This window comes from Enterococcus sp. HMSC072F02 (assembly GCF_001837725.1).
In the GTDB taxonomy this organism is placed as follows: domain Bacteria; phylum Bacillota; class Bacilli; order Lactobacillales; family Enterococcaceae; genus Enterococcus_B; species Enterococcus_B lactis.
In genome coordinates this window covers 46522-60068 of sequence record NZ_KV833965.1, presented here as the reverse complement: position 1 = coordinate 60068, position 13547 = coordinate 46522, and the positions used below count along the sequence as shown (strand labels likewise).

At 38.5% G+C, this 13547-nt stretch carries 10 protein-coding genes, 1 tRNA gene and 1 pseudogene; 8 read left to right on the top strand and 4 right to left on the bottom strand.

Annotated elements, in window-relative coordinates; all coding sequences use genetic code 11:
- Positions 1-95: 95 nt before the first annotated feature.
- Both HMPREF2731_RS15375 and HMPREF2731_RS15555 read left to right on the top strand, forming a co-directional pair.
- Positions 96-2077, top strand: a pseudogene (locus HMPREF2731_RS15375) (polysaccharide lyase 8 family protein); the annotation flags it as partial.
- A gap of 42 nt (positions 2078-2119) precedes the next feature.
- On the top strand, positions 2120-2512 hold the full coding sequence (locus tag HMPREF2731_RS15555) for a polysaccharide lyase beta-sandwich domain-containing protein (protein WP_223493890.1): 393 nt from the start codon (positions 2120-2122) through the stop codon (positions 2510-2512).
- Between the two features lie 46 nt (positions 2513-2558).
- On the opposite strand, the gene nrdF is transcribed toward HMPREF2731_RS15555, so the two are convergent.
- The 3 genes from nrdF to nrdH form a co-directional block, all read right to left on the bottom strand.
- Positions 2559-3524 carry a class 1b ribonucleoside-diphosphate reductase subunit beta gene (gene nrdF, locus HMPREF2731_RS09530; protein ID WP_002287792.1) on the bottom strand — a complete coding sequence of 322 codons (966 nt, stop codon included), beginning with the start codon at positions 3522-3524 and terminating at the stop codon, positions 2559-2561.
- 49 nt (positions 3525-3573) lie between these two features.
- A complete protein-coding gene (nrdE, locus tag HMPREF2731_RS09525; protein ID WP_002290582.1) occupies positions 3574-5733 on the bottom strand; it encodes a class 1b ribonucleoside-diphosphate reductase subunit alpha in 2160 nt (719 codons plus the stop codon).
- Between the two features lie 158 nt (positions 5734-5891).
- Positions 5892-6116: a glutaredoxin-like protein NrdH gene (gene nrdH, locus HMPREF2731_RS09520; protein ID WP_002287795.1), complete on the bottom strand. Its 225-nt coding sequence runs from the start codon at positions 6114-6116 to the stop codon at positions 5892-5894.
- Between the two features lie 401 nt (positions 6117-6517).
- On the opposite strand from nrdH, the gene HMPREF2731_RS09515 reads away from it, so the two are divergent.
- From HMPREF2731_RS09515 to HMPREF2731_RS09490, 6 genes are all read left to right on the top strand, one after another.
- Positions 6518-6991, top strand: coding sequence for a FeoA family protein (locus tag HMPREF2731_RS09515; protein ID WP_002290585.1), 474 nt, complete (start codon positions 6518-6520; stop codon positions 6989-6991).
- A complete protein-coding gene (gene feoB / locus HMPREF2731_RS09510; protein WP_070872874.1) occupies positions 6988-9120 on the top strand; it encodes a ferrous iron transport protein B in 2133 nt (710 codons plus the stop codon). Before HMPREF2731_RS09515 ends, feoB begins: the two co-directional genes overlap by 4 nt.
- A 1-nt stretch (position 9121) precedes the next feature.
- Complete coding sequence (locus HMPREF2731_RS14900; protein ID WP_002290587.1) at positions 9122-9256, top strand: hypothetical protein; 135 nt, start codon at positions 9122-9124, stop codon at positions 9254-9256.
- Positions 9257-9349: 93 nt separating this feature from the next.
- The gene (locus tag HMPREF2731_RS09500; RefSeq protein WP_002287801.1) at positions 9350-9994 is read left to right on the top strand and encodes a GntR family transcriptional regulator; all 645 of its coding nucleotides are present in this window, start codon (positions 9350-9352) and stop codon (positions 9992-9994) included.
- 187 nt (positions 9995-10181) lie between these two features.
- Positions 10182-11375, top strand: a complete 1194-nt coding sequence (locus HMPREF2731_RS09495) for a quaternary amine ABC transporter ATP-binding protein (protein WP_002290588.1) — start codon at positions 10182-10184, stop codon at positions 11373-11375.
- Positions 11368-13095 (top strand): ABC transporter permease/substrate binding protein, encoded by a 1728-nt coding sequence (locus HMPREF2731_RS09490; RefSeq protein WP_002290589.1) that lies wholly within the window; start codon positions 11368-11370, stop codon positions 13093-13095. Before HMPREF2731_RS09495 ends, HMPREF2731_RS09490 begins: the two co-directional genes overlap by 8 nt.
- Before the next feature lie 173 nt (positions 13096-13268).
- Here the strand turns inward: HMPREF2731_RS09490 and HMPREF2731_RS09485 are convergent.
- Positions 13269-13341 (bottom strand) — tRNA-Lys (locus HMPREF2731_RS09485).
- Positions 13342-13547: the final 206 nt, after the last annotated feature.

Below are 13547 nucleotides of genomic sequence, written 5' to 3'. Positions count from 1 at the left end.
AAAAGTAGAGGCTAAGCGGTTTTCTCATTCACTAAGATAAATGTGATTTTAGCCTCTGTATATTCATACAATCTGATGAGAAAGAGGGAGCAAAGATGGAGAAAAAAGGTTTGGGTAAAAGGCTTCTTTTGATGAGTATGCTTAGTTTAATTAGTTTATTTGGAATGAGTATATCAACCTTTGCCGAGGAAGATGAATTTCAAAAGATGGAAGAACGATGGAAAAGTCAACTTGTCTTTGAAAAAGAAAGTCCGGAAAATGAGTCATTAAGAGCATATATAGAAGCGTTATCAAAAGAAGCGGAAAATTTATATCAAACATTGGATCAATCACCTGACCGAACCTATCTATGGCCACTTGAATCGGGAAATACTTCTTCAGCAGATTTGACGACACAATTTACGAAACTCCAAAAACTTACTTATGCCTATAAAACAAAAGGGACAACACTTTATCAACAGCCAGAGGTTGCTGCAGCAATTAAAGAGGGAATCGATTTTATGATTACCAAAAAAGGATATGATGGGAAAAAGTATTATGGAAATTGGTGGGATTGGCAAATTGGTATCCCACAAAAATTTGTGAATATCCTTCTACTGTTGCACCAAGAGCTATCCAGTGAAAAAATCCAACAATATACAGCTATTTTGAGTCAATATGTACCTGATCCATTCCAGCAATTATATACTAAACCACAAGATTCATTTGTAGACCTTGCATTTATCCCTAACTTTTCAACGACCGGTGCTAATCGAACAGACTTATCATTGACTGTTTTAGGAGTAGGTATTTTACAAAAAGATGCCACAAAAATCCATCAAGCAGTGAATGGGATCAAAGATGTTTTTCAACTCGTGACAAGTGGAGATGGGTTTTACGCAGATGGTTCCTTTATCCAGCATAATGATATTCCTTATACAGGTTCTTACGGGAATGTACTAATCAAAGGAGTCGGACAGATTTTTACGATTGTGGATGGGACTTCTTATACAGCAGCTTCTGATGCCATTCACGCTTTCGTAGAAAATGTAGAGAAGGCCTTTATTCCTTTGATTTACCAAGGTGAAATGCTTCCCATGGTGAATGGACGCGCTATTTCACGTGCGCCTTCAAAGACGAAGGTAGGATACGGGTCTTCAACGATGTATAATTTATTGATTGTTTCAAAATTTGCACCAGAAGATAAGCAAAAGGAACTAAAAGAAGCAGTCAAATATTGGATGCAATTGAACCCTTCGTATTATATAACGAATGTAAGAGATTATAATGACCTGGTCATGACACTATCCTTATTAGAAGACCAGACGATTTTAGGGAAGGATTTACCATTCATAGGGACAAAAATGTATCATAAAATGGATCGTTTTGTTCAGCGTACCAGTAAGTATATGGTAGGAATCAGTATGTATTCGAACCGTATCTCTTCTTTGAAGCAGGAAATAAAGAAAACAAACGTGGCTGGCATACATCGGATGGGATGGTCTACTTATATAATGAGGATGATGTACAATTCGGTAAAAGCTATTGGCCGACTGTCGATCCTTATCGATTGCCAGGAACAACGGTCGATACAGTCCCTTTAAAAGATGAAATCTCTTCTTTTACGACTGTGCGATCAAATGAAAAAGCCGTTGGCGGTGTATCAAATGAAGGTCAGGCAGTGGTAGGTATGGCTCTAAATAAAACTGGAACAAAGAATAATGGAGCAGTTTTGCCAATGGATGTCAAAGGGAAAAAATCGTGGTTTGTGCTTGACGATCAATTGATTGCGCTTGGTTCGGGAATTACCGGTAACACAAATGCGTCTATTGAAACGGTTATAGATAATCGTTTATTAAACGATCAGTTTACTTATAAAGTTGTAACAGAAACAGGAGAAGTTACCCAGCCAACCGAACAAAGTGAAAAAGAATGGTTATTGTTACAATCAAGTCAACCAGAAACATCGATCGGTTATTATTTTCCTGAGAAAGAAACAGTAAAAGTGATAAGTGAAGAACGGCAAGGTACTTATAGGGAAATCAACGAATCATTTCCCAGTGATGAAGTTTATCATGGAAGTTATCGGAAGTTTTTGATCAATCATGGAAAACATCCAATCAATGAAGCTTATGCATATGTGATATTACCAGGAGTGAACGAAAAAGGATTAAAAGAATATGCAGAAAAAGAACCAGTTACTATTCTTCAAAATACTCCAAAAATTCAAGCGGTAAAAGTAAAAGAATCCGGTTATTTGGGTATCAATTTTTGGGATAATACTGGTGGAGAATTAGATGGATTAAAAACAGATAAACCACTTTCTGTATTAAAGAAAATAAACGAACAAGAAAAAAGTTATACGTTTGCTGATCTTGCTCATACAAAGACGAAAATAACGATTGAATTACCAAATGATTTTGAAGCTGTTCGAAGCATGAGTGAAGGAATTACCTATGATGAGCAGATGGGTCGCTTTACTATTGATTTTTCGCAAACATCGGATACACAAAAACAAATTGTTGTGGAATAAAAAAAGCGCACAAGAATAGAATATTCTTGTGCGTAATTTTTTTTCCTTATTCCAATCCAATCAAATAATCGTCATCTTTCATCGCTTCTACATGACCTAACAAATAGCCGTTTCCGACTTGTGAGAAGAAGTCATGGTTGCTTGTGCCTGTTGAAATCCCGTTCATTACGATTGGGTTGACATCATTGGCAGTATCTGGGAAGAGTGGATCCATCCCTAGGTTCATCAATGCTTTGTTGGCATTATAGCGTAGGAATGTTTTGACTTCTTCTGTCCAACCGATTGGATCGTATAATTCTTCTGTATAACGTTCTTCGTTTTCATAAAGTTCATAAAGCAGGTTGTACATCCAGTCTTTCAACGTTTCTTGTTCTGCTTCAGGCAATTCGTTGAAACCTAATTGGAACTTGTAACCGATGTAGGTTCCATGTACCGATTCATCTCGGATGATCAGTTTGATGATCTCTGCTACGTTTGCCAATTTGTTGTTTCCTAAATAATAAAGAGGAGTATAAAAACCTGAATAGAACAAGAATGTTTCTAAAAAGACGCTGGCAATTTTCTTTTCTAGCGGTGTACCGTGTTTGTAGATTTCATTGATACGCTCAGCTTTTTTTTGCAGATAAGGATTCGTATTCGTCCAGTCAAAAATTTCTTCGATTTCTTTTTTCGTGTTCAGTGTACTAAAAATAGAAGAATAACTTTTGGCATGAACGGATTCCATGAATTGGATATTGTTCAAAACGGCTTCTTCATGGGGAGTGCGGACATCTTTACGCAACTGATCCATGCCGCTTTCAGATTGGACAGTATCCAGCAGTGTCAAACCGCCGAATACATGTCCTACTGTATCTTTTTCCAATTGAGACAATGTGCGCCAATCATCTAGGTCATTTGAAAGTGGGATACGTGTATCTAGCCAAAATTGCTCCGTCAGCTTCTCCCAAGTGGATTTATCAATGATATCTTCAATTTCATTCCAGTTTATTGCTTCATAATATGTTTCTGACATGAGAATGCTCCTTTAATTAAAATATGAATAAGCGAATCTATCTATGATATTAGATCACGCAGCTTTCACATTGATTGCTTCCGATTTCTTCTGCATCATCAGTAAAGGTACGTACATAATAAATGGATTTGATTCCTTTATGGAAAGCGTAATGTCTTAAAATATTCAAATCACGTGTCGTTTGCTTCGTTGTTGTCTTCCATTCATAAATACCTTCTGGGATTTCAGAACGCATGAATAAAGTCAAACTCATGCCTTGATCGACGTGTTGTTGTGCTGTTGCATAAACATCGATCACTTTACGCATGTCCATATCATAAGCAGAAGTGTAATATGGAATCGTCTCATTGGATAAATAAGGCGCTGGGTAATAAATTTTACCGATTTTCTTCTCTTGGCGTTCTTCAATCATGCGAGTGATAGGATGAATGCTTGCACTCGTATCATTGATATATGAAATTGAGCCATTGGGTGCTACTGCCAAGCGATTTTGGTGATATAGCCCATCTTTCATTACTGCTTGTTTCAAGGCATTCCAATCTTCAGCAGTTGGAATAAAAATCCCTTCAAACAATGCTTTGACTTTTTCTGATTTTGGCTGGAATTCTCCAGTTACGTATTTTTCGAAATAAGTGCCATCAGCATAAGCTGATTTTTCAAAATTATGGAAAACTTGTTTTCTTTCACGAGCGATATTATTGCTTTCAACAAGTGTCCAATAATTCAACAGCATGAAATAAATATTTGTAAAGTCTAATGAATCCTCTGAGCCATATTCCATTTGTTCTTTTGCAAGATAAGTGTGTAAGCCCATGGCACCTAATCCAATCGTATGATTCAGCTTATTTCCGTTTTGGATCGGCGGTACGACATCGATATCAGATGCATCTGTAATAAATGTCAATGCACGAGTCATCGTACGCACAGATTGACCAAAGTTAGGGCTTTGCATCAAATTCACGATATTTGTCGAACCTAAGTTACATGAGATATCTGTTCCTAATACTTCATACTCCTGTTTACCGTTGATCACAGAAGGCGTTTGAACTTGTAAAATCTCTGAGCATAAATTACTCATGATAATCTTGCCGTCGATTGGATTCTCGCGGTTCGCTGTATCAATATTGATTACGTAAGGATAGCCAGATTCTTGTTGTAATTTTGAGATTTCATTTTCAAGATCACGCGCTTTGATTTTTTGTTTGCGAATGTTTGGATTTGCAACTAGATGATCATACTCAGCTGTAATATCTACATAAGAGAATGGGACACCATATTCTTTTTCGACACTATACGGACTAAATAAATACATGTCTTCGTTTTTACGTGTCAATTCATAAAATTTATCAGGTACAATCACACCAAGAGAAAGAGTTTTTACGCGAATCTTTTCATCTGCATTTTCTTTTTTTGCTGAAAGGAAAGCAATAATGTCTGGATGGAACACATTCAAATAAACCACACCAGCTCCTTGACGCTGACCTAATTGATTAGAATAGCTGAAACTATCTTCGAATAATTTCATGACTGGAACGACACCACTCGCAGCACCCTCGTATCCTTTGATAGGAGCGCCGGCTTCACGAAGATTTGATAAAGTAATCCCCACGCCGCCGCCAATACGGGACAATTGCAAAGCAGAGTTGATTGAGCGCCCGATAGAGTTCATATCGTCAGTGACTTGAGTCAAGAAACAAGACACCAATTCGCCCCGACGTTTACGTCCAGCATTCAAGAAAGAAGGTGTAGCTGGCTGATAACGTTGATGGATCATTTCATCTGCAAGAGCAAGTGCTAATTCTTCATCTCCGTTCGCAAAGTAAAGCGCATTGAAGGCTACTCGATCTTCATAAGTTTCCAGATAAGCGGAACCGTCGTTGGTTTTCAACGCATATTGAGAATAAAATTTGTAAGCAGCCATAAAAGATTTGAAAGAAAAATGTTGTTCGTCCAAAAATTGATATAGCTTTTCAATAAATGATGGTGAATATAATTGGATGAATTCTGCTTCTATATATTCTTGATCGATCAAGTAATTGATTTTTTCCATAATAGATGGAAAAGTCATCGTATTTGGTTTGACATTTTCTTCAAAAAAGGCAGCCAAAGCTTCTTTATCCTTATTCAAAGGGATTTGACCATTGACTGGTCGATTGATTTCATTATTCAGCTTGAAATAACTGACATCTTGTAAATTTTTAAGACTCATACGTACGCCCAACCTTCATTTCGTATTTGATGATGCTTGATTGCAAATCATTGCATTGTTTTTAAGCTTTAAAAAAGGATTTGGAAGTTTGCGACAAAAACTGGTGCTGTCTCAAGCCCTTCAAATCCATGTATCTTGTTTTGATTCTTTTAGTCATGTTAGCTGGCAAGTTTACGCAACTGATCAGGACGGAATCCGATAACTGTTTCTGCATCGGAAGTAATGACAGGAACACTTTGGAATCCTTGTGCTTTCAACCAGTCTACTGCTTCCGGTTGTTCATCGATATTGACTTCTTCAAAAGCGATTTGATTTTCTGTTAAAAAACGCTTGACCATCTTGCATTGCATACAATTATTTTTAGAAAAGATTTTTACGTTCATGATGAGTGCCTCCTCTAAACACATTCTTATTATCTATAATAGATAGTATAAAACTCTTAGTAAAAAAGTCAAACAACAAACACTACATATTGTGTTGTGGAAACTGTGGAATACTAAGTTTTGTGTTTTTGAAAAAAGAGCTGAAAACAAGTATCGTGTGGGAAAATAGCAAATCTAATAGAGAAAAAATTGTGGAAAACTATGAAAAAATATTTTTTTCTCATTTTTATCTATCAATACTAAAGATTCGCTCATAATATCACAAGTGTAATTGACATTCTCAATTACCGAGAGTATTCTATGTGAGAATGATTCTCATTTATTTGCGTAATACGTAAGAAAACTAGAACATAGAATGAATGGTTTCAACACATGATTTATTTCACAAGAGAGGAATCAATATGCAGACCTTAGCGCAGGCAAAGCAAAACTTCGTTTATCAAGTCGAACGAATTGAAACAGAAGAAAAAACAAAACGCCATTTGCAAAATATTGGGGTCGTTGTCGGAAGTAAAATCGTCGTCGTCAATTTATCAGGCAACAATGCCATTTTACTGATAAAAAGTCATCGAGTGGCAGTAAGTCGGGAAATACTAAGTCAGATCTTTGTCAATAAAAAGACTGCTTCCTCTGAAAGCTGGACTTCTCTTGATCAATTAAAAGCAGGAGAGACGGGGATCGTCGTAGCCATCCACGGACAAGGCGCAGTGAAGCGGCGGTTGATGGATATGGGATTGACGCGAAATGTAAAAATAGTCATCCGAAAACTAGCCCCTCTAGGAGATCCAATCGAACTGACAGTGCGAGGATATGAATTGACGTTACGAAAGTCAGAAGCTGAACTAATCTTGGTACAAAGGGAGGAAAACGAATGAATATCGCGTTAGTCGGAAATCCAAACAGCGGGAAAACGAGCTTGTTCAATCTCTTGACTGGTTCGAATCAATATGTAGGGAATTGGCCGGGTGTAACAGTAGAAAAAAAAGAAGGATCGTTGAAAAAAAATCCGAACATTCACATTCAAGACCTACCCGGTATCTATTCTTTGTCTCCTTATACACCCGAAGAAGTGATTGCAAGAGATTATTTGGTTCATGAACAGCCTGAACTGATCATCAACATCATTGATGCTACCAATTTAGAGCGGAATCTATATTTAACTACGCAGTTATTGGACTTAGACATTCCTATGATCATTGGTCTGAATATGATGGATGTCATCAAAAAAGAAGGAAAAAAAATCAACCTAGAAAAGCTTTCCTATGGTCTTGGTGTACCAGTTTTACCAATCAGCGTATTGAAAAAGCAAGGAATCGAAAAATTAATCGAAAAGATTCAGGAGTCTGCAAAAAAACGGCCTTCTATTCCTGTTCCCTGTACATACGATCCGCGTTTAGAAGCAGCTTTACATGAAATTGAAGATGTACTAGGAGAAAAAAGCAGCAAGAAACGCTGGTATGCAATGAAATATTTTGAAAGAGATCAGAAGGTGAATGAGGATGATGAGATAACAATTTCTCAGCAAAAAGAAATCGAACAACTGATCCAGTTGACAGAGAAACTATTGGATGACGATAGTGAAACGATTCTAGTCAATGAACGTTATGAATTTATTACCCAATTATGTGCACTATCTGTCGTGTCAAATGATTCTTTCCAATTATCGATGAGTGACAAAATCGATCAGATTGCAACGAATCGTTGGTTAGCCTTGCCAATCTTTGCATTTGTGATGTGGCTGATTTATTACTTGGCTATTCAAACAGTAGGAACAATGGGGACAGATTGGATCAATGATACATTGTTTGGAACGTGGCTACCAGAACATGTTGGCAGACTGCTAGCTGAATGGCAAGTAGCCGGATGGATGCAGGAGCTGATCTTGAACGGCATCATCGCAGGCGTGGGAGCAGTATTAGGATTTTTACCGCAATTGATCGTATTGTTTTTATGCTTGAGCTTTCTAGAAGACTGCGGATATATGGCGAGGATCGCTTTTGTCATGGATCGACTTTTCCGGAAATTCGGGCTTTCAGGAAAATCCTTTATTCCTATGCTGATTGCCACAGGATGTGGCGTACCAGGCGTCATGGCTACTCGCACGATTGAAAACGAGCAAGATCGTCGGTTGACGATCATGGTCACGACATTCATGCCTTGTTCTGCAAAATTGCCGATTATTGCCTTAGTGGCAGGGGCCTTTTTTCCTCACCAATCTTGGGTAGCTCCTTCTGCCTATTTTCTTGGTATGACTGCAATTATTTTCTCTGGAATCAGCTTGAAAAAAACGCGTTTGTTTGCTGGAGAAACAGCTCCGTTTATCATGGAATTGCCCGCATATCATTTTCCTCAATGGTCGACGATCCTAAGACAAACCTATGACCGCAGCAAGTCTTTTGTAAAAAAAGCAGGAACGATTATCTTTGTTTCTAGTATCGTGATCTGGTTTAGCTCTTCTTATAATTTTTATGCTCAACCTGTTCCTGAAGACCAAAGTATCCTAGCCTTTTTCGGACGAATCCTAGCTGTTGTTTTTCAGCCGCTTGGTTGGGGGAATTGGCAAGGAACTGTCGCAGCGATTACAGGATTAGTTGCTAAAGAAAATATTATTGGCACATTCGGTATTTTGTTTGGACATGCGGAAGTATCCGAAAATGGCAGAGAAATCTGGCAAGTGCTACAACACACATATACTCCCGCAGCAGCTTATTCATTGTTAGCCTTCAATTTACTTTGTGCGCCTTGTTTTGCGGCAATTGGGGCTATCCATCAGGAAATGAATGCCAAGAAATGGACTTGGATCGCCATAGGCTATCAATGCGGTTTAGCTTATTTAGTTAGTTTTGTGATCTATCAGTTGGGACACTTATTGGAAGGTGGACAGGTAGCGTTAGGGACGTATCTTGCTATTTTATTGATAATAGGACTCGTTTATGTTTTGTTCCGTCAGCCAAAATCCAAGAACCAGTTTTATGCTATATTGTCATTAGAAGGAGAGGAATAGGATGGCGACATTCTTATTAAGTGTATTAATCTTTGGAAGTGCAGGGGCGATTGTCTATACTCGTTTAAAATCCGGAAAGAATTGTGATGACTGTCAAACAGCTTGCCCAGTAAAAAAGGAACAGATCAAGCGATGATCAGTCGTTGCAAGAGTCTGTTCTCCCCTTTTTTGCTTATTTTGCTAGAGCATAGTAAGATGAGGGAAAGTAAAAAAAGAAAGAGGAAAGAAAATGTCTGGAAAGAAAAAAATCGTCCGCCCGCGCTATCAGCAGATTGCTGTTGATTTAGCCGAACGTATCGTTGAAAACCGATATAAAGTGGGTGAGAAGATCCATGCTCGCTCAACGCTTGCCAGTACGTACAATGCTTCTCCTGAGACTACCCGAAAGGCTATCAATGTGCTGGTAGATCTTGGGATCATGGAAGTACGGCATGGGAGTGGGGCATTTGTTGCTTCGAAAGAAAAAGCAAAAGATTTCCTATTGCAGTATCAAGATGTACAATCTATCCAAGATACAAAAGCAGAAATCATGGCGAGTGTGGAGAAGCAACAAGATGAGCTGAATCATTTTTCTCAATTATTGGATCAGCTGGTCAATCAAACGAAGCGAATACATAAGATGAACCCTTTACTTCCGTTTGAATTGTCTTTATCAGAAAAAGCAATGCATCTGGACCGTTCGATTAGCGAGTTGAATATCTGGCAGGCGACTGGTGCTACAGTTATCGCAATTTCTCATAACGAAGAACTACTTGTTTCACCTGGACCTTATGCTAAATTTACGGCAGGGGATATCGTTCATTTTATTGGAAATGAGTATACGCTACAGCGTATGACAAACTTTTTTTACCCGGAACATCAGCTTGCAGAATGATTGTGTGAAATATTATAAAAATATTAACTTGGCTAAACCTTTTATTTATAAAGATTTAACCAAGTTTTTTTCTGTTTGGACAAGCAAATTTCTTTCATTTTTGACAAAGTGACTACATGATGTTAACATAGTGTGGTCACTTTTTTTCAGAAAGAAAAATGAATTTACATAAAAAAGGAGAATTTGTTTGGTAAAAGTAGAAGTAAAACATTTAACAAAGATATTTGGTAAAAAGACACAAGCCGCTTTAGATATGATGAATGATCACCAGCCGAAAACGGAGATTTTAAAGAAAACCGGTGCGACGGTTGGTGTGTATGACGTGAATTTTGACGTAAAAGAAGGAGAAATCTTCGTGATCATGGGGCTTTCCGGGAGCGGGAAATCCACATTGATCCGTCTATTGAATCGTCTGATCGAGCCAACTTCAGGCAGTATCTATATTGATGGAGAAGATGTATCGAAGTTAAGCAAAGAAGAATTGCGAGAAGTCCGTCGTCATAAAATCAATATGGTTTTCCAAAACTTCGGTCTGTTTCCACACCGAACGATCTTGGAAAATACAGAATACGGGTTAGAAGTCCGTGGTGTACCTAAAGAAGAACGACAAGAAAAAGCAGAAAAAGCATTAGAAAATTCTAGTCTGCTTTCATTTAAAGACCAATATCCTAGTCAGTTATCTGGTGGGATGCAGCAACGGGTCGGCTTAGCCAGAGCTTTAGCGAATGATCCTGAGATCTTGCTGATGGACGAAGCGTTCTCGGCTCTTGATCCGCTGATCCGACGAGAAATGCAAGACGAATTACTGGACCTGCAAGCCAATGTTCAAAAAACGATTATTTTCATTACCCATGATTTGAATGAAGCTTTACGGATCGGGGACAGAATCGCATTAATGAAAGACGGCGAAATCATGCAGATCGGAACAGGTGAAGAAATATTGACCAATCCAGCAAATGATTACGTACGTGAATTTGTGGAAGAAGTCGATCGTTCCAAAGTGCTTACTGCTCAAAACATCATGGTACCTGCATTGACGACGAATATCGAATCTGATGGACCAAATGTCGCATTGACAAGGATGCGTAATGAAGAAGTTAGCATGCTGATGGCTGTTGACCGAAAGAGAAACCTGAAAGGAATCATTACTGCAGATCAGGCGTTAGAAGCTAGGAAGCAAAAACGTCCATTGATCGACTTCTTAGATGAAAATGTGACGGTGATCGGAAAAGACATGGTTGTAAGTGATATTTTCAATATTATTTATGATTCACCGACTCCGCTTGCAGTTGTAGAGGATGGAAAATTAAAAGGTGTCGTCATCCGAGGTAGTGTGATTGAAGCATTAGCAGAAACAAGCGAGGTGAGTGAACATGAATAATCTATTAAACTATCAATTACCAGTGGCAAACTGGGTAGAAAATATCACAGAATGGTTTACGACAACTTTTTCTGGCCTATTTTCATTTTTACAAACGATCGGACAGGCAGTGATGTCGGGGATTACAAATTTACTGTTAGTGATCCCAGCGCCTTTGTTTATCTTGTTATTGACGATAGCAGCTTTCTTTATTTCTAAGAAACGTCCAGGACTTACGTTGTTCACATTGATTGGTCTATGGTTTATTTATAACCAAGGTCTATGGAATGACTTGATGAATACTGTCACACTTGTTCTTTTATCTAGTGTGATCTCCATCATCATAGGTGTACCGTTAGGGATCTTGATGGCAAAAAGCAGTAAAGCTCAAAGCATCATCAAGCCAATTCTTGACTTTATGCAGACGATGCCAGGATTCGTTTATTTGATTCCAGCAGTTGCATTTTTCGGTATCGGGATGGTGCCAGGGGTATTTGCCTCAGTCATCTTTGCTTTGCCACCAACCGTTCGTTTTACGAATTTAGGGATTCGACAAGTACCGAAAGAGTTAGTAGAAGCTTCTGATTCATTCGGGAGCACAAGTCGTCAAAAACTATTCAAACTAGAATTGCCTTTAGCTAAAAGTACGATCATGGCAGGGATCAATCAAACAACGATGCTGTCACTTTCAATGGTCGTTATTGCCTCTATGATCGGTGCACCCGGCTTAGGACGGGGAGTATTGTCCGCTTTACAAAGAGCACAAGTCGGGAATGGATTTGTCAACGGGGTTGCATTAGTTATCTTAGCAATCATCATTGACCGTTTTACCCAGCATTTGAATCAGCCGAACAATAAGAAAGTTGCAGGAGCTGCAACACAAAAAAGTAAAAAACGTCAAGGATTGATCATTGGTGCTGTAGTAGTAGTGATCTTAGGTGCGATTGGTATAGGAAGTTTTTCTTCTGCCAAAGAAACAAAACGTATCAACTTGTCTTATGTCGAATGGGATACAGAAGTTGCTTCAACAAATGTAGTCGGTGAAGTATTGAAACAAATGGGCTATGATGTAACGATGACACCGCTAGATAATTCAATCATGTGGAAATCTGTTTCAAATGGCGAGTCAGATGCCATGGTTTCAGCTTGGCTACCTAAAACTCATGGTTCACAGTATGCACAATATAAAGATCAAGTCGAAGACCTAGGTGCCAATTTGACAGGAGCAAAAGTCGGTTTAGCAGTACCAGCCTACATGGATGTAAATTCGATCGATGAGTTAACCGATCAGGCAGGTAAGAAAATTATAGGAATTGAGCCAGGAGCTGGTGTAGTTACGGCTGCTGAAAACACGATCCAAAAATATGACAACTTGAAAGACTGGAAAGTCGAGACATCTTCTTCAGGAGCAATGACCGTTGCACTAGGACAAGCAATCAAAAAACACGAACCAATTGTAGTTACAGGATGGACACCTCATTGGATGTTTGCCAAATATGATCTGAAATACTTGGAAGATCCTGAAAACGGAATGGGAAGCGAAGAGCAGATCCATACGATGGTTCGAAAAGGATTGAAAGAAGACCAGCCAGAAGCTTATAAAGTATTAGACAATTTCCATTGGTCAGAAAAAGATATGGAAAAAGTCATGTTGGAAATCAACAATGGAAAAGATCCACAGCAAGCGGCAAAAGAATGGATCAAAGAGAACCAAGAATTAGTCGAAAGCTGGAAAAAATAAAAAAGACGGAAACAAAATAAATGGAGCTTCCAAAATTGGATCAAAAATCCAGTTTTGGAAGCTCCATATTCGTCTGTCTCTTTTTTTGCCTATAAAAAAAGAGAATGCGCAGTTCGTCTTCGAAACGTCCGAAGACGCCGACAAACTACCATTCTCGTGGGTTTGGCACCCAATGGGCCGTGAGGGGCTCGAACCCGCGACCCGCTGATTAAGAGTCAGCTGCTCTACCAACTGAGCTAACGGCCCATACAAAAAGTACTTAATAATAGTAGCACTAAGAATTTTAAAATGCAAGACTACATTTAAAGAAAATCAGAAAAATCTTTACTTCCTTATAGGAAATCATTCATAGATTATTCACATTTGCTCGTTATTATATAAGCATACCAACAAACAAAGTTCTTGCAAGAGAACAAACCCTAACACTTTTTTCATTTTTTACTCCTTTCCCG

Bases quoted from the DNA above. Each gene is read 5' to 3' on its own strand.
- nrdF (WP_002287792.1), bottom strand. From the start codon at position 3,524: ATGTCAGAAACATATTATGAAGCAATAAACTGGAATGAAATTGAAGAT.
- nrdE (WP_002290582.1), bottom strand. From the start codon at position 5,733: ATGAGTCTTAAAAATTTACAAGATGTCAGTTATTTCAAGCTGAATAAT.
- nrdH (WP_002287795.1), bottom strand. From the start codon at position 6,116: ATGAACGTAAAAATCTTTTCTAAAAATAATTGTATGCAATGCAAGATG.
- HMPREF2731_RS09515 (WP_002290585.1), top strand. From the start codon at position 6,518: ATGCAGACCTTAGCGCAGGCAAAGCAAAACTTCGTTTATCAAGTCGAA.
- feoB (WP_070872874.1), top strand. From the start codon at position 6,988: ATGAATATCGCGTTAGTCGGAAATCCAAACAGCGGGAAAACGAGCTTG.
- HMPREF2731_RS14900 (WP_002290587.1), top strand. From the start codon at position 9,122: ATGGCGACATTCTTATTAAGTGTATTAATCTTTGGAAGTGCAGGGGCG.
- HMPREF2731_RS09500 (WP_002287801.1), top strand. From the start codon at position 9,350: ATGTCTGGAAAGAAAAAAATCGTCCGCCCGCGCTATCAGCAGATTGCT.
- HMPREF2731_RS09490 (WP_002290589.1), top strand. From the start codon at position 11,368: ATGAATAATCTATTAAACTATCAATTACCAGTGGCAAACTGGGTAGAA.